The 19,005-nt window shown below is 60.2% G+C and carries 14 protein-coding genes; 8 read left to right on the top strand and 6 right to left on the bottom strand.

What is annotated here, in order from left to right:
- Positions 1–915 precede the first annotated feature (915 nt).
- Positions 916–1,890, bottom strand: coding sequence for a ParB/RepB/Spo0J family partition protein (locus FVF58_RS35785; RefSeq protein ID WP_149674437.1), 975 nt, complete (start codon positions 1,888–1,890; stop codon positions 916–918).
- Complete coding sequence (locus tag FVF58_RS35790) at positions 1,887–3,098, bottom strand: ParA family protein (RefSeq protein ID WP_188131024.1); 1,212 nt, start codon at positions 3,096–3,098, stop codon at positions 1,887–1,889. Before FVF58_RS35790 ends, FVF58_RS35785 begins: the two co-directional genes overlap by 4 nt.
- A gap of 1,058 nt (positions 3,099–4,156) precedes the next feature.
- Between FVF58_RS35790 and FVF58_RS35795 the strand changes: the two genes are divergently transcribed.
- On the top strand, positions 4,157–5,560 hold the full coding sequence (locus FVF58_RS35795) for a replication initiation protein (RefSeq protein ID WP_149674438.1): 1,404 nt from the start codon (positions 4,157–4,159) through the stop codon (positions 5,558–5,560).
- A gap of 95 nt (positions 5,561–5,655) precedes the next feature.
- Here FVF58_RS35795 and FVF58_RS35800 read toward each other — a convergent pair whose 3' ends face one another.
- The 3 genes from FVF58_RS35800 to FVF58_RS35810 all read right to left on the bottom strand — a co-directional run bounded on the left by FVF58_RS35800 (position 5,656) and on the right by FVF58_RS35810 (position 10,239).
- Positions 5,656–7,170, bottom strand: a complete 1,515-nt coding sequence (locus tag FVF58_RS35800; protein ID WP_149674439.1) for a GntP family permease — start codon at positions 7,168–7,170, stop codon at positions 5,656–5,658.
- 2 nt (positions 7,171–7,172) lie between these two features.
- Positions 7,173–8,216 carry a patatin-like phospholipase family protein gene (locus tag FVF58_RS35805; protein ID WP_188131025.1) on the bottom strand — a complete coding sequence of 348 codons (1,044 nt, stop codon included), beginning with the start codon at positions 8,214–8,216 and terminating at the stop codon, positions 7,173–7,175.
- Between the two features lie 619 nt (positions 8,217–8,835).
- Positions 8,836–10,239 carry an aminotransferase-like domain-containing protein gene (locus tag FVF58_RS35810; RefSeq protein WP_149674440.1) on the bottom strand — a complete coding sequence of 468 codons (1,404 nt, stop codon included), beginning with the start codon at positions 10,237–10,239 and terminating at the stop codon, positions 8,836–8,838.
- 292 nt (positions 10,240–10,531) lie between these two features.
- On the opposite strand from FVF58_RS35810, the gene FVF58_RS35815 reads away from it, so the two are divergent.
- The 5 genes from FVF58_RS35815 to FVF58_RS54300 all read left to right on the top strand — a co-directional run bounded on the left by FVF58_RS35815 (position 10,532) and on the right by FVF58_RS54300 (position 15,369).
- On the top strand, positions 10,532–11,974 hold the full coding sequence (locus FVF58_RS35815; protein WP_149674441.1) for an amino acid permease: 1,443 nt from the start codon (positions 10,532–10,534) through the stop codon (positions 11,972–11,974).
- On the top strand, positions 11,974–13,203 hold the full coding sequence (locus tag FVF58_RS35820) for an NAD(P)/FAD-dependent oxidoreductase (RefSeq protein ID WP_149674442.1): 1,230 nt from the start codon (positions 11,974–11,976) through the stop codon (positions 13,201–13,203). The genes FVF58_RS35815 and FVF58_RS35820 overlap by 1 nt, the downstream gene beginning before the upstream one ends.
- Before the next feature lie 125 nt (positions 13,204–13,328).
- Positions 13,329–14,474 carry a branched-chain amino acid ABC transporter substrate-binding protein gene (locus FVF58_RS35825; RefSeq protein WP_149674443.1) on the top strand — a complete coding sequence of 382 codons (1,146 nt, stop codon included), beginning with the start codon at positions 13,329–13,331 and terminating at the stop codon, positions 14,472–14,474.
- A gap of 404 nt (positions 14,475–14,878) precedes the next feature.
- Entirely contained in the window at positions 14,879–15,250 is a 372-nt protein-coding gene (locus tag FVF58_RS35830; RefSeq protein ID WP_149674444.1) for a GFA family protein, read from the top strand.
- Positions 15,247–15,369, top strand: coding sequence for a hypothetical protein (locus FVF58_RS54300; protein WP_281291325.1), 123 nt, complete (start codon positions 15,247–15,249; stop codon positions 15,367–15,369). The genes FVF58_RS35830 and FVF58_RS54300 overlap by 4 nt, the downstream gene beginning before the upstream one ends.
- Positions 15,370–15,574: 205 nt before the next feature.
- On the opposite strand, the gene FVF58_RS35835 is transcribed toward FVF58_RS54300, so the two are convergent.
- Positions 15,575–15,754 carry a hypothetical protein gene (locus FVF58_RS35835; RefSeq protein WP_149674445.1) on the bottom strand — a complete coding sequence of 60 codons (180 nt, stop codon included), beginning with the start codon at positions 15,752–15,754 and terminating at the stop codon, positions 15,575–15,577.
- 482 nt (positions 15,755–16,236) lie between these two features.
- On the opposite strand from FVF58_RS35835, the gene FVF58_RS35840 reads away from it, so the two are divergent.
- Together FVF58_RS35840 and arcA are read left to right on the top strand one after the other, a co-directional pair.
- On the top strand, positions 16,237–17,658 hold the full coding sequence (locus FVF58_RS35840; RefSeq protein ID WP_149674446.1) for a basic amino acid/polyamine antiporter: 1,422 nt from the start codon (positions 16,237–16,239) through the stop codon (positions 17,656–17,658).
- A gap of 50 nt (positions 17,659–17,708) precedes the next feature.
- On the top strand, positions 17,709–18,968 hold the full coding sequence (arcA, locus tag FVF58_RS35845; protein WP_149674447.1) for an arginine deiminase: 1,260 nt from the start codon (positions 17,709–17,711) through the stop codon (positions 18,966–18,968).
- Positions 18,969–19,005: the final 37 nt, after the last annotated feature.

A 19,005-nucleotide genomic window follows, 5' to 3' on the forward strand; every position in this document is an offset into this window, starting at 1 on the left:
AGGCTCACCGGGTATTTTTAGGGGCAGGCCGGAAGAGGAACGATTTTGGCGCATGAAGATTTTCTACGATGACCCTGCAGGCTTCCGTTCAACCGGCACTCATTCCCTTCCCGTGGTCAGGTGCCCCTCGACCAGAAGGCGAACTAGCTGTCTATCGGAGCGAGATAGGAAGCGCGGGTCGCCTCGAGAATCAGCACCTTGTTGCGGCAAGTCGAGGTCCGACGCGGCGTGCCGGACGTAGAGAGAATTGCTGCGGACCAGAAGTTGGGGCGAGTAGACCCGTTGGGGGTATCAGCGGCGTTGGTGAGCGCTCCACCCGCCAGCATTCCCATTGAGATAGCAAACGTGGGCAGGACAGCGTTCAGGAGACAAATCCTCCGGGGAGGGCCGTTGAAATACAGCTACGTTCTGCGGGGCCTAATTCCGTCAGTCACACGCCACAGAGAAAGATAGCGCAAGCCCGTGGACGGATTGAAGTCGACTCGTTCTAAACCTGCACTTACCGACAAAGGGCGTGCATTTGCTCATCATGCGAGCGATCACGACTTTCCGCTGTCGTCATTCGCATAGCGTCTTGGGACGAGATCTAAATCGTCGTTGGTTTTCAGACCGGCTATGTATTGCTACCTGACTCGGCTATCCGCCTAAAGAATTCGGATTGAATCGATCAACTGATTTGGTTATCGTTCGTGTCCAGATCGAACGCGCTCCGATTCAAATGCAAGTGGAAGCCTGGCTTTTCACTACTGCTGGAATTCAACGGCGTTTCTGCTTCACTCCATCTCCGCAGCTCCCCCTATCCAGTTTGGCGGCAGTGTCTAGACTCTAGACACTGCCGCCAAACGTCTGCCAGCGTCGCTCACGAAATAAAAAAGCCCGCAATAAGCGGGCTTTCTCTCCTGAGCCAGCGCTCGATCAGTTCCCCTTCGGTTGAGGCTGGAACATCCGACCGATCAGATCCCTTATCTGCGCCTCTTGCGCTTCCGTGATCACGCCGGTCTTGATTTTGACAGTGAAGTTGCTGATGTCCTTGGTGATACTCCCCGCATGTTCCTTGCCGGAGAAAAATTTGTCGATGCTGCGTCCGCTCGTCCCGGTCGAGGTGGTTTGACGAGTCGCTAGCGCGCTAATCGCCGCGGCCGCCTTGCCTTGGTCGATCTCGCCCTTCAGGACAAGCGGCCAAATTTCCATTGCGGCTTTCTGTCCGTCGTCACCATGTTTTTTGATAGCTGCGGCAATAGCCTGAGCAGCAGTCCCACCGAGCAGGCGAGGCTGGATATCGAGATCCTTCTTGATAAAGTCCGGCAAATTCTCAAATGCAAGAAACTGATAGAGGCCTGCACGCGACAGACCCATGGCTTCGGCCAGCCGCTTCCGGTTCGGAAATTCCGCTTCGGAGCGTCGAATCGCAACACCGATTTCATAGTCAGCCAGATCGTCGCGGCTGATGTTCTCGACCATGGCCAATACCGCCATGTCCGAATCGGAACAATCAGCGACGACGGCCTTGATCGTGTCGATTCCCAACATCTTGTGTGCGCGCCACCGGCGTTCACCCGCCACGATCTGATAATCGTTTTCCACGCGACGAACGACGATGGGCTGCATCAGCCCAACTTCACGAATCGACTCGGCGAGTTCCGTGAGCTTTGCTTCGTTGAACACCCGGCGCGGTTGCCAGGGATTCGGCAGGATTCCGGCAACCTGCAATTGCGACGCGACACCGGTCGCCTCCAACTCCTGTACCCTGAGCTGAGCAACCGCCAAAGCTCCCGCGAGCCCAGGCGCCGTCTGCGTCCGCGTGCTGCGCTTAACTTCGTCTTCGTTGATCGACGAAGTCTTCCGGATGCCAGACGTCTTGGCCAGCAGTTGTTCCCGCATGTTGCTCATTGCGCGTTCCTCCATTTTTCCGAATAGATTTCGTCGACCCATCGGCAGTAATCGACCAGAGGTTGACGTACACGTTGCAACGACTTGGACGCACTATGTGTACTGCTGATGTCGAAGACCGTCGAGAAAGCCAAGGCCCCCGTGCTCATCACGGAACTAGCCGGCACTTCGATCGAATGCAGCCAATTCTCATAGGCGCTTTGTGCCCATGCGCGCACGATCGGCGCAGACGAATTGCGGCCATAGTCCACCCTCGACAACATCAGTGAAACGAAATCGTATTTCTTGTCTTTCTCGTACTTGATAAAGCTCTTGGATACATCCGAAAAGAGCCGCCAAAACGATAGCGAACTAATGAAGTCCAGATTCTCCGGCACCATCGGCATGACCATCGCATCCGCTGCCATCAACGCATTCAAATTGAGATAGGACAGCGACGGCGAGGTGTCCATGAGAATGTAGTCATACTTCTTCCGCAGCGGCTCGAGGCCTTGACGAAGCACGGTCCAAAACCGGAAGCCCGGTCTCATTTTCTGCATCGCGGGCAGATGGAATTCGGCGCCGATCAGTTCGGTATGCGCGGGAATCACGTCGATCCCGTCCCAGTATGTTGACTGGACTCGCGCCTCGAGGCCGCCCTCGATCTCCTGATCGTAGACATACGGCAGCACCGTGTCTTCGGGCGTAACATCTTTCTCTGCGTAGAGTCCGCAGAGTTCCGAAAGGGACGCTTGCGGATCAAGGTCAATCACCAGCACTTTGCGCCCGCGCAGCGAAAGCCCTTGCGCGAGACACATCGTCGTGGTGGTTTTTGCAGAGCCGCCTTTGAGCTGCGCCGTGATGATGATTCTTCCGTCCGGTTCCTTTAGCCGCGTGACGAGCGGCGTCTGGTAAATGTCGGACACTTTCTGCACCCAGATACGTGCTTCTTCCAACGTGAACGTGCGCGTGCGGCCGCTGCCAGCCGCGGTGCCGGGTGGCAACTCACCGTCGCCTTTGGTCGCGAGGTATTGAACCTGAGAGTGGGAGATATTGCACATCTCGGCAATCTCCCCTGTTTTAAAAACAGGAGCCGTCTTGCGCGGACGGGGAGCCAGAATCGTGTCACGCAGTTCGTTCGTGAAAATCGTGACCTTTTCCGCAAACTGGCTGATCTGCTCAAAGTGAACGGTTCGGTCTACGGCAGGGAGTTGGCTCGTTCTGACCATTCTGAGGTTTTTCCATAAAAGTCTAGAAACCTCAGAATACAGGAAATGCTTGAAGTTAGCTTCTTAAATCGCTGTTTTAACGCAGATTTTATACAAAAATATGGAATACCGCCCCTTTTTTGGGATTGAAAATGGCCCAGATTGACTGCAAGCGCGCTACCAAGCTCTCGCCAGATCGCAGGGGCACCTGTCTCAAGAACTGTAATTGGCACAAATGACCTCACCTTCCTTCCGCGAAAGGCCTCTCCCGGCCCATCCGATGCTCGAAAATTCAGCGGAGGGTGAGGTCAATTGTGCATTTTTCTATTTCCGCGATCTCGGTGCAGACCATTCCGCACAACCAACCTCACCTTCCTCACCGCACCCACGCATTGGAAGCCCCTCGACAGAGCCTGTTCACAGGAACGCACAATCAACCTCACCTACATTCCCCTCACCAGCACGGCGGACTCGCCGCATTCCTCAGCGCGATCGCACGTCCGAGATGCTGATCGACACAATCAACCTCACCATCGAATGCGAGCTCGGACCGATACGACCATCTGCACAATCAACCTCACCATAATTTCCTACGCTGAATACTGTGGATCTGACTGCTGGTTTGTTTGTTTTTTTTAGAAAACACAACAAGCCAACAAACCAACAGCAATCTTCGATGCTGATTTAATTCAATCACTTAACATCGAAAAGGTGAGAAGCATTGTGTCAAAGGTGAGGTTAGATGTGCACGTAGGTGCTGTCTGTTGTGCAGCAAGGTGACACTGCTTCCACACCAAGGTGAGGTTTGATGTGCTCGAAGGAATACGGCAATCCAGAAGGTGAGGTAGGTTGTGTACACACCAGCCGGATCTGTCACCAGCGCCGTGGGATAAGGCTTTCGGGGAAAATACGGCGCCGCAGTGGTGAGGTTCGTTGTGCGGATGGTGAGGTTCTATGTGCGCAACAGGACGAGCCAGGCGAACAATCGCCGCCGCCTCCAATGATGGTGAGGTTCTGTGTGTTGACAGCTCACCACCGTGTGCTTACAGTCCCGGGAGCGAAAAAGAGCGGACGAAAAAATGGCGGCGGACAATCCGGAAGAGGGTAAGTCGAAGGCGACGTCGCGCCAGATGGCACTCGCCTTGTTCGAGGACATGTTCGACCTCGGATTGCGGATCAACGAAGCCAATCGTGAGATTGGCTATCAGCGCAATGACTTCTTCACGGAAATCGTCAACATGGGGTTGCCGGCGCGCCGGTTCCTCGATGCGGCGTATTTCATCGTTGCCCAGGAGCCCGAACAGCGGGACCAGTACGATGTCGAGCTGAACTACTTCAAGTGGTTGATGCGCTACGACAGCCGCAACCTCAAACACTTGCGTACCATCGCGGACGAAGCGCAGAACGCGAAAGTCCGTGTCACCAATACGCCGATGGACCGCGACCCCAACGAGAACGACCTCTGGGTCCAGGTCCAGTTGATCGGGATGGTGGGCTTCCATCGCGGGCGGATGCGTTTCGACGTCCATCCGCGCCTCGTTCCTCACATTCGCGACCCCCAAAAATCGCACTGGCTGAGTCTGCGCATTTCCACCGCGTTCACGCGCAGCCTCGCGCGCGCGATTTACGACAAAGTCCTGCCGCACGTCCCGGCCGGCCGAACGGACTGGATCCAGCTCGACGAGATGCGCAACTGGCCTGGCAGAATGGGTGCCAACGCAGCCATTTTCAAATACTTCAAGCGAGACTGGCTCGAGCCGGCCGTGCGTGAAATCAACGACGTGTCGGACATCGAGCTGTCGTACGAGACCAGGACCGCGTCCACCTCGTCGAAGAAAATCGACCGCATCAGGTTCCTGCTCAAACGCAAGGACACTGCGGACGCCGTGCTGGCCAGTCTCGCGGACGCCAGTCACCTTTACAAGATTCTCACGGACGAATTCGCGCTGTCGACCAAGCAGTTCAGCGAGATTTCCGAGAACCGCGATGTGTGGACCGACGAGCGCATTCAGCAAGCGGTCGAATACACGCGCTTCAGGATCCAACGCGGGCAGGTCAAGAAGAGCCCCGCCGGCTATCTGATGCGAGCGTTGCGCGACAACTGGAAGATGTCCGATGCCGAGCGCACGATGGTCGACGTTCAGGCCAAGCTGATCGCCGACGAAACGCAGGAACAGGTGGCCAAATCCGAGACGAGAAATTCGGTGGCGCGCAGCGTTGCGTCGCGTGAAGAGGAAGTCCGCGCGCGCATGAACGAGGATTCGCGCAAGGGCCGCGACCACTTCACCGCGGCCGATGCGAAAACGCGCAAAGACCTGATGCACGCATGGACGACCTCGCGGGAAGGCAAGCTGATGCTGCGACGAATGAAGCTCGAGCCGTCGACGGTAACGGAGGACCTTATCCTCGCGAACACGGAGTTGGTCTGGTATCTGGGCCAGTTTGTGTTTGGGCGAATGAATTCGTCACGCGTGCCAGCCTGAAGCGATCTGGCTTCAGGCGAGCATCACTACCACCGCCACTGGCGGCAGACACGCATGCGAGCCGAGCGCTACGCGCTGCCGCTCCTCACTGCAATCTAAAACGACCCGACGATCGACCCCAGCACGATCACGACCACCAGCGCCAGCAACGCGCCGAGAATGCCGACGATCACAATATCCCGGTAGCTCTCCCGATGCGTCGAACCACACACCGCCAGCAACGTCACGACCGCGCCATTGTGCGGCAGGCTATCGAGCGTGCCCGATGAAATCACTGCGACCCGATGCAGCAACGCAGGGTCGATGCCATGTTGCGCGGCCAGTTGCAGATAGGTACTGCCGAGCGCATCGAGCGCGATGGTCAGGCCGCCGGACGCGGAGCCGGTGAGCGCCGCGAGCAGATTCGTCGCAACCGCGAGCGACACGAGCGGGCCGCCGCCCACGCTGAGCACCCATTCGCGCACCAGCGCGAATGCAGGCAACGCGGCGATCACCGCGCCATAGCCGACCAGACTGCCGACGCTCAACACCGGCAGCACCGACGCGTTCGCGCCGGCATCGATCGTGTCGCGCAGAGCAGGGAGGCGCCGGCGGTTCAGCACGATGAGCGCGACGATCGCGACCGCCAGCGCCACGCACACCCCCCACACGCCACCAACCGCCGACAGCGAAGTCTCGCCCCAACGCACGTCCGCGAGGTAGTCGGCGTCGATGCGCGGCAGCACGATCACGCTCATCACGAAGTTCACGCACACCACCAGCACGAGCGGCGTCATCGCGACACCGAACGACGGCAGAACGCTGCTGATATGGCCGTGCTCGATTTCCTCCGGGTCGAAACTCTGCGAGACGGTCGCGCGTTCACGCACGAGGTTCGCATTGACCGCGGGTTTCGATGCGGGCACAGCGGCCGCGGCGCCGGCGACCGCACTCAGGCCTTCGAAACCTTCGTTCGCCGCCTTCGCGCGCGACTGTTGCAGCGACAGCCACCATAGTCCGAAGGCCACCATCACGATGCTCGCAATCACGCCGAGCCCCGGGGCGGCGAACGGTGTCGTGCCGAAGAACGGCATCGGAATCGCATTCTGGATCGCGGGCGTGCCGGGCAGCGCGGACATCGTGAAGGTCGACGTGCCAAGCGCAATCGCAGCCGGCATCAAGCGGCGCGGAATGTTGGCGGCCTGGAACAGTGCGGTCGCCATCGGCGCGATCACGAAGAATGCGACGAAGAGGCTGACGCCGCCATATGTTACCAACGCGCCACCGATCACGACGGCAAGAATCGCCCGATGCGCACCGAGCTTTTCAGTCATGAAGCTGGCAATCGCCTTCACTGATCCGCTGTCTTCCATCAGCTTGCCGAACATCGCGCCCAGCAGGAACAGCGGAAAGAACTGCGCGAGAAAGCGCGCGGCGCTGTTCATGAAGGTTTGGGTCCAATGCGCGAGAACCGGTTCGCCGGAAATCGCGGCGGCGAGCATCGCGGCAAACGGTGCGAGCAGCAACACGCTCCAGCCCCGATACGCGAAGCCGATCAGCAGCGCAAGGCTCGCGAGCATGCCGAACAACCCCAAGCCGAGCGCGAGCGGGGACAGGATAGTGACGTCCATGGTCAAACTCCGTCGAGCAACACGTCCAGGTCGAGCGAAGAGCGCACGCCGATGGAGTCGGCGTGTTCGGTGAGAAATGCTTCGGTGGCTCGCCGGCCTTCGTCGCGCAGCATCGTCAGAAATGCCCATTCGGCATTCAGCTTGGACGAGTAGCCGAGCTTCGTCATCTCTTCGCTCGCGATCCGGTGAATGCGCATCTCGGCCCAGTGACGCCCTTCGTCGCTGCCGGCGTCCGCCGCGCGACGCAGCAGCGCGATCATCCGCAGTTCTTTCAACAGTGGCGCGTTGAACGCGACTTCATTGAGTCGGCTGATGATGTCGCGCGCGGAGCGCGGCGTTTCATCCCGCACGACCGGATTGACCTGGACCAGCAGCGTATCGCTCGACGTGCATTCGCGAACCAGCGGCGTGATGGTCGGATTGCCCGCGTAGCCGCCGTCCCAGTAGTCTTCGCCATCGATCTCGACGGCCTGGAACAGCGTCGGCAGACAGCCCGACGCGAGCAATACGTCGGGCGACAGATCGGCGTTGCGGAACACGCGCGCCTGGCCGGTGCGCACGCGGGTCGCGGTGATGAAGAGCTTGATCGGCGCGTCGCGCAAATGGGCGAAGTCGATCGATTCATGCAGGATCTTTTGCAGCGGGTTGACGCCGCGCGGATTCATGTCGTAAGGCGAGAACATGCGCGCTGCGAGATCCATCGCGATGAACAACGGCGAATGATCGAGTGTCCAGCGTCCCATCAGCGCGTCGAAGGGGCTGCGCCGGAACGGACTGAACACCGCGGCGTCGGAGACGCGTCGCCAGAAAGCTTCGAGCGCGGCTCGCGCGCCGGCCGGCCCATCTATCTGATAGCCGCTCACGAGCACGGCTGCGTTCATTGCACCCGCGGATGTGCCCGAGATGCCCTCGATCTGCAGCCACGGCTCTTCCAGAATCCGGTCGAGGACGCCCCATGTAAAGGCGCCATGGGAGCCGCCGCCTTGCAAGGCGAGGTCGATGCGAGCGGGCGCGTGACGCACTGGTTGATCTTTCGAAGCAGCCAAGACATCTCCTTTGTGAGGAGTGCTCCATGTGGCGAGCTGAAGCCGAAATGCACGGCGGACAAAGAAAACCGGTGGGACAGAAACGACAGCAACAAAGCCGGAAGCGGCGGACGGCTATTCGATACAAGCGGCGAAAGAACGAACCCCGCTGTTAAGAACGTATGAAATTCTGAATGGACGTGCGGAATGTTTTAAAAGGCGAAACGCGATCCCGCATGATTCGTATTGAAAGGGGCTGCTGCTTAAAAGTCAAGGGTAATCGCCAGGGCGCGCCCGCATCGCATGTCGCCTGTGTGACGCGAGATTTGTACACTTGCGACAGTAGCACTGATGCTCAGTGACGTGGGACGGCGTGAGCGGTCATGCACGAGCCCGGTCACGGGGCGGTCAAAAAACAGGTGTAGGGAATTCGTGTGGAACGAGGCGCGGCCTACCTATTCATTGAGAGTGTCATGTGTCTTCGTAATGAGATCGTGACATGAAAAGCACACGGCTAAGGCGCGCGAGTCGACAGACTCGTGAAGCCGTAACGGTTGTCTGTCGTTCGTCGCTGATTCACTATCGCGCGTGGCATCGACGTGCCTACAACCACGCATGACGATCACGGATCGTCTCCGATTCAGATCGTCCCGAACAGCGCACGCGGACGGTCCTTGAGCGTCCCTGTCAACAACCGCAACGCACTGACCAGCTGATCACGGCTCGTCGCGCACGCAAGATTGATCCGCACGCCGTGCTCGATCTCCGAGCGGTCCACCGCAAACGCCGACGATGGCATGACCACCACGCCACGCGCCTTCGCATTCGCTGCGAAATCATCGGCACGCCACGGCGGCGGCAGCTTGAGCCATACAAACATGCAGGCCGGATCCGTCTGCAGCAGCTCCGGCGGCAGCAGCTCCCGCGCAAGATCCTGCCGCGCGCGGATTTCGGCGAGTTGCGCGTCCATGATGTGGCGCGCGGTGCCGTCCTCGATCCAGATCGACGCAATCAGCATCGACATCGGCGCGGGCATCCACGCGGTGGTGCGCACGGCTTCGGCGCACAGCGCCGAACTCTCCCGCGGACTCAACAGATAGCCGAGCCGCAGCCCGGGCGCAAGGATCTTCGAGGTCGCCGCGATATGGAACGTCAATTCGGGACACAGGCTCGCGATCGTCGGCAGGCGCTGCGAGACGAGCGGACCATAGACATCGTCCTCGATGATCGCCACCCGGTGCCGCCGTGCAATGTCGACGAGCGCCATGCGCCGTTCGAGGCTCATGGTGATGACGGTCGGGTTCTGCAGATTGGGCACCGTAAAGATCGCCTTCACCGGCCGGCGTCGGCACACGGCTTCAACCTCGTCGGTCAGCAGGCCGTCGCGATCGCTAGGAATGCCAACGATTTCGAACTGGAAGACCGGCGCGAGCGCCTTGAGGCCGTAGTAGGTGAGTTGATCGGCGAGGATCACGCCGTCGGTGCCGATCAAACTGTTGAGCACCGCATATAGACCGTGCTGCGCGCCGCTCGTCACGACCACGTGATCGGCCGACGGCGTGAAACCTGGCGCAGTTATCCAGCGCGCGCCGGCGGCACGCGCCCACAACGGCCCTTGCGGCGGCTGGTACTCCTGCAATTGCGGATAACGCGGATCGCGCGGCAAGTCGGCGAGCGTGCGCGCGAGACAGGTGAGGAATTCGCCGGTCGCCGGCCGGTTCACGGTCAGGTCGATCGCCGCATTGGTCGCCGGCCGCACGGGTTCGACGCTCGGCATCGCCCCGCCGGTGACCAGCGAGCCGCGCCGTTTGCTGCCGATCACGAGGCCGCGCAACTGCAATTCCTTGTATGCACGCGACACCGTCGAGACATTGATGCCCAGTTCAGTCGCCAACTGCCGCTGCGGCGGCAGCCGACTGCCTGGCGGATAGACGCCGCTGCGGATTTCGCCCTCGATCGAACTGGACACCTCGATATACGTGGAACGCTTCGCCTGCTCCGGCGCGCCTTTGGCGATGCGGGCGGCGTCTTTTGCAGAAGCCATATTTTCGCGTGTCTCCATACAAAACCAGCTTTGTCCGCAATTGTGCGGAGGTTTGCCGATTCTATACCACACCTGCCCAAGTGCAAGCCCTGCACAGCGCCGCGCAGCGTCCACGACGGTTGACAAGAAACGCACCCGGGCGCGCCAGGGAAAATGCCAGGGCCACACAATAAGCGTTTTAATTGCACACAAAAAAATATTGTGTGATTCTAGGTATCAGAGTTTGTCTGGTGGCGTGGCTCGACACGGCGCTGCCGGCAATGCCCAGCCATCCATCAGCAGGAGTTCTTTGATGAGCGTTCCGCAGTTCTCTTCCTCCGAACCCACACCAAAACTCGGCGCGGCGCTGCGTCAGCGCCACGTCACGATGATTGCGCTGGGCGGCATCATCGGCGCGGGGCTTTTTGTCGGCAGCAGCGCGACGCTGGCTACCGTCGGGCCCGCCGCATGCGTGTCATATCTCGTGGCCGGCATTGTCGTGCTGATGGTGATGCGCATGCTCGGCGAAATGGCGCTCGCCGTGCCGGGCGTCGGCTCGTTCACCGAATATGCGCGCATCGGCCTCGGCAACTGGGCCGGTTTTACCAATGGCTGGCTCTACTGGTATTTCTGGGTGATCGTCGTCGCGGTCGAGGCGGTGGCCGGCGCGGCGATCCTGCAACGCTGGATTCCCGCGCCGGTCTGGATGATCGGCCTCGTCCTGCTGTCGCTGATGACGCTGATCAACCTGCTGTCAGTCAAGTCATACGGCGAATTCGAGTTCTGGTTCGCGTCCATCAAGGTCGCGGCGATCATCGTCTTCATCGCGATCGGCGCCGCGTATCTGTTCGGCTTCAGCCCGACCGGCAGCGCGGCGGCGAACCTGATCGACCATCATGGTTTCATGCCGTTCGGCGCGATGTCGATCTTCGCGGCGGTGCCGACTGTGATCTTCGCGGTGGGCGGTGCGGAAATCGCGACGATCGCTGCGGCGGAATCGGACGATCCGGCCAAAAGCGTCGCGGCGATGACGCGTTCGGTGATCCTTCGGGTCATCACGTTCTACGTCGGTTCGATGTTCCTGATCGCGTGCATCGTGCCGTGGAGCAGCATCGTCACCGGACACTCGCCGTTCGTCGCCGCACTGGAAACGATGCGGATTCCCGGCGCCGCTGACATCATGAACGCGATCGTCCTCGTCGCCGTGCTCTCCGCGCTGAACTCCGGTTTGTATGTGTCGTCGCGGATTCTCTTTCGACTGGCCGAGCGCGGCGATGCGCCGAAGTCGTTGCTGAAGCTGACGCAGAACAAAGTGCCGCGGCTCGCGGTGTTGCTGAGCAGTGTGGTCGGGTATGTGGCGATCGTCGCGGCGATCGTGTCGCCGCAGGGTGTGTTTCTGTTTCTCGTGAACGCGTCCGGCGCGGTAATGCTGTTCGTTTATCTGGTGACCGCGCTGGCGCAAATCCGCATCCGCCGGCGCATCGAGGCGAGCGATCCGCAAAAACTGACGCTCAGGATGTGGATGTTCCCATGGCTGTCGTACGCGGTCGTTGCGGCCATTGTTGGCGTGCTCGCCGCAATGGGTGCCGATCCCGCGCTGCGTCCGCAATTGATGGCGAGCGCGGCGAGCCTCGCGCTCGCATCGATCGCGTATCTGCTGACGGCCAAACGGCAGGCGCTGCCGCAGACGGGCTACAGCAGCGCCACCGGTTATCTGTCGCCGATCGGGCAACAGGCCGTTGAAGGACGCAAGTGATGCCGGACATCGCCATCGTCGGAGCGGGATTCATCGGCCTCGCGAGCGCGGCGGCGCTGATGCGCGACGGTCATCGTGTCACGCTGTTCGACCCGTCCGGCGTCGGGCAAGGCGCATCATTCGGCAATGCTGGAACGTTCGCGCACTACGCGTGTATCCCGGTGAACAATCCATCGGTGTTCCGCGATCTGCCGCGTTTCCTCTTGTCGAACGACAGCCCGTTCAGGCTGCGTTGGCGCTATCTGCCGCAGCTCGCGCCGTGGCTCGCGCGCTTCCTGATGAGTTCGCTGCCGCGCCGTTACGAAGCGAGCGCCGGCGCGCTCGCCGCGTTGCTAGGACGCGCGCAGGACGGCTACGCGCCGCTGCTCGCGAACGAGGAACTGGGCCGCTTCGTCCGGCCGCGCGAGTGCCTCTATCTGTATTCGAACGCAGCCTCGTTCGACGCCGCGCGTCCCGCGCTCGATTTGCGCCGCAAGCACGGTGTCGCCTTCGATTTGCTTGCCGGCGACGACATCCGTGCGCTGGAACCGTCGCTTGCGCCGATTTTCGAGCGAGGCGTGCTGTTTAGCGACAGCTGGCATTTCTCCAACCCACTGGGCTTCCTGGAGACGCTGTACGAGCAGCTCGCGGCGCAAGGCCTGAAGCTGGAGCGAGCGACCGTCAGCGCAGTGCAGCCTTACGCTGACGGCGCGAGCGTGACGGCCGACGGCAGCGAGCGGCGATTTAGTCACGTGGTGATCGCCACTGGCGCGCGCTCCGCGCAATTCGCCAGACAATGCGGCGACACCGTGCCGCTCGATACCGAACGCGGCTATCACGTGCGCTATCCAGGCGCGCAGCAACTGATTTCCCGGCCAGTCGGCTGGGCCGAGCGCGGCTTTTACATGACGCCGATGAGCGACGGCATTCGCGTTGCGGGCACCGTCGAACTGGGCGGCTTTAGCGATACGCGCAATCGCTCGCTGATCGATTTGCTGACGTTTTCGTCGAAGCGCGCGCTGCCCGCACTCGGTACGCCCGACAACGACTGGTTAGGATTTCGCCCGACCTTGCCCGATGGCGTCCCGGTACTCGGCCGCTCACGCGCAAGCGAGCGCGTGATCTATGCATTCGGCCATCAGCATCTCGGCTTGACGCTGGCCGGCGTGAGCGGACGCATCGTCGCCGATCTGATCGCGCGGCGCGCACCGCCGCTCGATCTGGCGCCTTACGCGGCCACGCGCTTCTAGCATCGTGCGGCGGCCGCAGCAGTGGACAGTTTTTTGCAGCAGGTATCTCAGGACAATCTCGACGCGTCGCGCATCGGATCGGTCGACCCACAACGCGCGACGCGACATCTCGCAAGGAGTACATCATGAATCGCCGCTATTGGCTTTTGAGTCTGGCCGTTTGCGCCTTCGGCGCGCATGTGCCACTGTCCTGGGCCGCCGATCCGCAAACCGTCAAGATTGGCTTTGTCGGACCATTGACCGGGCCTGTGGCGCGCGTCGGCAAAGATCTGCAGTACGGCGCGCAACTGGCGCTCGATGAGGAAAACGCCCGGCATCCGATGGTGGGCGGCAAACCGGTCAAGTTCGTGCTCGACGTGCAGGACGATCAGGCAGACCCGCGCGTGGCGATTCAGGTCGCCCAGAAGCTGGTCGACGATGGCGTGGTCGGCGTGATCGGCCACTACAACTCGGGCTGCAGCATTCCCGCGTCAACGGTCTACCATCAGGCGAATGTCGCGATGATTACGCCCGGATCGACCAATCCGCAACTGACCAAACAGGGCTACAAGAACGTGTTTCGCACCATGGGGCATGACGGCATCGGCGGCGTGGTCGCCGGGCACTTCGTGGTCGATCAGATGAAGGCCAAACGGATCGGCATTATCGACGACCGCACGGCATTCGGGCAGGGGCTCGCGGACGCTTTCGAAAAGGGCGTGAAAGAAGCGAACGGCAATATCGTCGATCGCGAATTCACCAATGACAAGGCCGTCGATTTCCGCGCCATTTTGACGACGCTCAAGAGCAAGAACGTCGACCTGATCTTCTTCGGTGGGCTGGATGAGCAGGGTGCGATGCTGATCAAACAGATGCGCTCGCTTGGCATGCCCGCGCAACTGTTCGGTGCGGGCGCGCTGAAGAGCAATGCGTTTCTGCAGATTGCCGGCGCGGCCGGTAACGGCACGCAGGACCTGGAGCCCGGTCCGGCGCTCGACACACTTCCCGCCGCGCAGGATTTCGGCAAGCGTTACAAGGCGCGCTTCAATCAGGACGTTGAACTGTACGCGCCGTTCGCCTACGACGCCGCGCTAGCGCTGATCAAGGCGATTCACGACGCCGATTCGCTCGATCGCGCGAAGATCGTCGACAGTCTTGGGAAAGTCTCCGTCAACGGTGTGACCGGCAAGATTACGTTCGATCCGTATGGTGATCTGATCAAGCCGCCTTACACGCTGTTCCAGGTCCAGCAGGGACAGTGGAAGAGCGTGAAGACGGTCGGCGGCGCCTGATGACGCCTATTAATCGCCATGCATTCAAACGTGGGACACCCGCCGCGAAGAATTGCCCAGCACTTTCGACGGTAGCCGCTATGCACTGTTGAAGCTGCTTTCGTCGCGCTGAGAACCGGCATCCCTTTGCCGCGGATTGCGATTCCTCAACGGCTGGCTATTCACAGAATCCAGTAGCGACAGCGGCTGCAATCCCATTGCGCGGATTGCATGCCGCAGTCGCTGCTTCCGTCGAAAATCGCATTCCGCCGCCTTTCGCGTGAAGCCCGAAAGGGCAGCCGAATCGCATCCAGAACATCGTCTATTGCAATGTTGTGTATCGGTTCGGGCAGCAGATACATTGCGACACAATCGGCGTCGCAAACCAGGCTATAAAGCAGTCGTTGCCAATCACGGAGAGCACCATGAGCGCCGACTTGCTACAAGGGTCCTGCCATTGCGGGGCCGTCAAATTCGAGGTTCGTACCGCGATCGTTCCCGCCGGTCGTTGCAATTGCAGTCTGTGCCGTCGCAAGGGAGCACTGATGACGCCGCTGTTCCCCGCGAGCCAACTGAAGATGCTGAGCGGCGAGGATGCGCTGACGCTCTATCAGTTCAACACGAAGGTCGCCAAACACTACTTCTGCAAGCATTGCGGCATCTATCCGTTTCATCAGACGCGCAAGGACCCGCTGCAGTGGCGCGTCAATATCGGTTGTCTCGAAGGCGTCGATCCGTATGCGCTGGAAGCCGGCGTCGCCGATGGCGCCAGCCTCTCCGTACTGGAGGACGCATGAAGCGGCTACTGGCGATTGTCGTCTTCCTGACCGGCGGACTCGCGGCCGAGCTGGCGCATCCGCTGCAATGCTCCCTGATCCAGGCGAGCGGGGCGCAGCTGAAACGACGCAAGCGATAGGGCCGCGATCGTCCTGATGTTGAGCCGCGCGCGTGAGCGATCAGCGCTGTTGCGATCGCGCGCGCGAACCGCATTCCCGTTTGTGCTCGGGCGCGGCCATTGATAGTGCGAAGCTTGCAATCCTATTGGCAGAACCCGGAACATTGCGCATTTGCGAACCGCGCTGCGAGCGCAGCAAGATTCGGAAATTGGCACTCCTTCTGCATCAACCCGAAACCGCACGCCACGCGTTGTAGCCATTTTTCATTTCAGGCAGAAATGGCGCGGATGCCTCATCAATGGCATAGCGATTGCTGCGGATCTGGAACGCCTCGTCGAACGACGGCAATTGATAATTTGCGTCACCGAATAAAAACAGTAAGACTTCGGTAAAGTCGTTCTGCATAAAGATGATTAATCGAAATCAACAGCACATTGCCCGCTGCCTGGGACAGCTTTGATGAACGATATATTATTGCACCGCGTCACAATTAAATAGCCGCCGTTCGGGATCACCCGCTGGATTTGAAAGTTCCAGTTGCTCGCGGCTTGCTACTTTCCACCTTTGGTTGATTGCAACCGAATCGAACTGGTCAATTCAGCTAACAATCTGCTCAGCCAGATTTTTAGGACTGGCAAAAAATGACCAATCACGGCTGCTGACCTGCATTCGCCGATGCCGGGGCAGACACCGGGCAAGGTGATGTCACTCCCCGAGGTGGTTATTTATCAGCTGCCGATTATTTGACAAAACCCTACGGACGTACCATTCTTTTTCAGGCGTGTTGAAGAGTTATACGACCCGGCCGGTCGCGATGAGCTGTGAGGAAACGTTACGTTCGTTCTAAATTCGACCCTAGTTAAAAAGGTAACTAAAAAGGAATCCGAATGGCGTCCCCAGCACAAAAAATGTCGAAGATGCAGCTCACCGGGATGGTGGTGGGCGGGATGGTCGGAGCGGGGATTTTTTCCTTGCCTCGAACTTTTGCAAACGCCACCGGGCCTTTCGGCGCCGTGATTGCATGGCTGATTGCCGGCACCGGGATGTATATGCTCGCGCGTGTCTTCCAGTCTCTCGCCGAACGCAAACCGGAACTGGACGCAGGTGTGTTTGCGTACGCCAAGGCGGGCTTCGGCGACTACCCCGGTTTTCTCTCCGCCTTCGGCTACTGGATTGGCAGCTGCATCGGCAACGTTTCTTACTGGGTGCTGATCAAGTCGACGCTCGGCGCATTTTTCCCTGTATTTGGCGACGGCAACACGGTCGTGGCGATCGTGGTCGCGTCGATCGGCATATGGCTATTTCACTTCATGATTCTCAAGGGCGTGCAGCAGGCGGCCTTCATTAATAGCATCGTCACGGTGGCCAAGGTCATCCCGATCCTGGTGTTCATCGTCATCCTGATCTTCGGCTTCAAAATGGATCTGTTCCACGCCAACTTCTACGGCGGAGGGCTCGAAGGCAATCTCTTCGAGCAGGTGCGTGCGACCATGCTGGTCACTGTATTCGTGTTTATCGGCATCGAGGGGGCGAGTGTCTATTCGCGCTATGCCAAGGAGCGTACCGACGTCGGTAAGGCGACGATCATGGGCTTCATCATCGTGACTTCGCTGATGGTTCTCGTGACGATGCTGCCCTATGCGGTGCTGCAACGCGCGGATGTAGCTGCCATGCGCCAGCCGTCGATGGCGGCGGTGCTCGAAGCCGTGGTCGGTCACTGGGGCGCGATCTTCGTCAGCGTGGGTCTGCTCATTTCGGTGCTGGGCGCTTATCTGGCCTGGTCGCTGATCTGCGCCGAAGTGCTATTTACCGCCGCGAAGACCGAAGACATGCCTGGAGTCTTCGCGCGGGAAAACGCCAACAAGGTGCCCGCCAACGCGCTCTGGCTGACCAACATCGTCGTGCAGCTCCTCGTCATCAGCACCTACTTCTCGCGAGACGCGTTCGCGCTGATGCTCAATCTCACGAGCGCGATGTCGTTGATTCCGTATCTGTTCGTGGCGGCTTACGGATTCATGCTTTCAAAACGCGGTGAAAGCTACGAGATACGCCCGAACGAACGCGGGCGCGACCTGACCATGACCAGCATCGCCGTGATTTATACGGTCTTCATGATCTTTGCGGGGGGCCTGAAATTCATTCTGCTTTCCGCCGTGCTGTATGCGCCGGGAACTGCGCTTTATATCTGGGCGCGGCGCGAACGCAGCAAGACTGTCTTCATTGCGTCGGACTGGATCATCTTTATCGTTACCGTCATTGGCGCGCTCGTCGGCATCTATGGACTCGCGACAGGAATGATCGCGCTCTAATGACACCGGGTTGAACAGAGCCGGCAAGCGCCGGCATTCAGGAGATCATCATGGCGAGTACAGATGCGAAAGCGGACGCGTTTGGCGTCTATTCCGAGGTCGGGCAGCTGCGCAAAGTGATGGTGTGCGCGCCAGGGCTGGCGCATTCGCGGCTGACCCCGAGCAATTGCGATGAACTGCTGTTCGACGACGTGCTATGGGTCGAGAACGCCAAGCGCGATCACTTCGACTTCGTCACGAAGATGCGCGACCGTGGCGTGGAAGTGCTGGAAATGCACAATTTGCTGGCGGAAACCGTGGCGGTGCCCGAAGGCAAGAAATGGATTCTCGATAACCAGGTGGTGCCCAATCAGGTCGGGCTGGGCTTTATCGACGAACTGAGGAGCTATCTGGAAGGACTGGAGAATCGCAAGCTGGCCGAGACGCTGCTCGGCGGACTGTCCACTCACGATTTTCCGGAAGCGCATGGCGGCAAGGCACTGGAGATCGCGCGGGAAGCTGCGGGGACTACCGAGTACCTGCTGCCGCCGCTGCCGAACACGCTCTACACGCGTGACACGACGTGCTGGATCTACGGCGGTGTGACGCTGAACCCGCTGTACTGGCCGGCGCGGCATGAAGAGACGATTCTCACCACGGCGATCTACAAGTTCCACCCGGACTTTGCGGGCAAGGTCAACGTGTGGTGGGGCGATCCGACCCAGGATCACGGCATGGCGACGCTCGAAGGCGGCGACGTGATGCCGATCGGCAAAGGCGTGGTGCTGATCGGTATGAGCGAACGGACCTCGCGCCAGGCGATCAGCCAACTGGCGGCGACGCTGTTCAGGAAGGGCGCCGCCGAGCGTGTGATCGTGGCGGCCATGCCGAAGATCCGCGCGGCGATGCACCTCGACACGGTGTTTACTTTCGCCGACCGCGACTGCGTATTGCTCGCACCGGACTTCATGAACAAGACGCGCACCTTCTCGTACCGGCCGAGCAGCCATCCGAGCGGCGTCGAACTGCACCGGGAGGACAAGCCGTTCGTCGACGTGGTGGCCGATGCGCTGGGGCTGAAGAAACTGCGCGTCGTCGAAGCGGGCGGCAGCGATTACCAGCGCGAGCGCACGCAGTGGGACAGCGGCGCGAACCTGGTGTGTGCGGCGCCGGGCGTGGTTTATGCATACGACCGCAACACCTATACGAATACGCTGCTGCGCAAGGAAGGCATCGAGGTGATTACGATCGTCGGCGCGGAGCTCGGTCGTGGGCGCGGCGGCGGTCACTGCATGACGTGTCCGATCATGCGCGATCCCGTGGATTACTGATCCGGCGAGCGACTCGCGCGCGTTGCGTGTCCGCCGG

It is taken from the genome of Paraburkholderia panacisoli, from assembly GCF_008369935.1.
Lineage (GTDB): Bacteria > Pseudomonadota > Gammaproteobacteria > Burkholderiales > Burkholderiaceae > Paraburkholderia > Paraburkholderia panacisoli.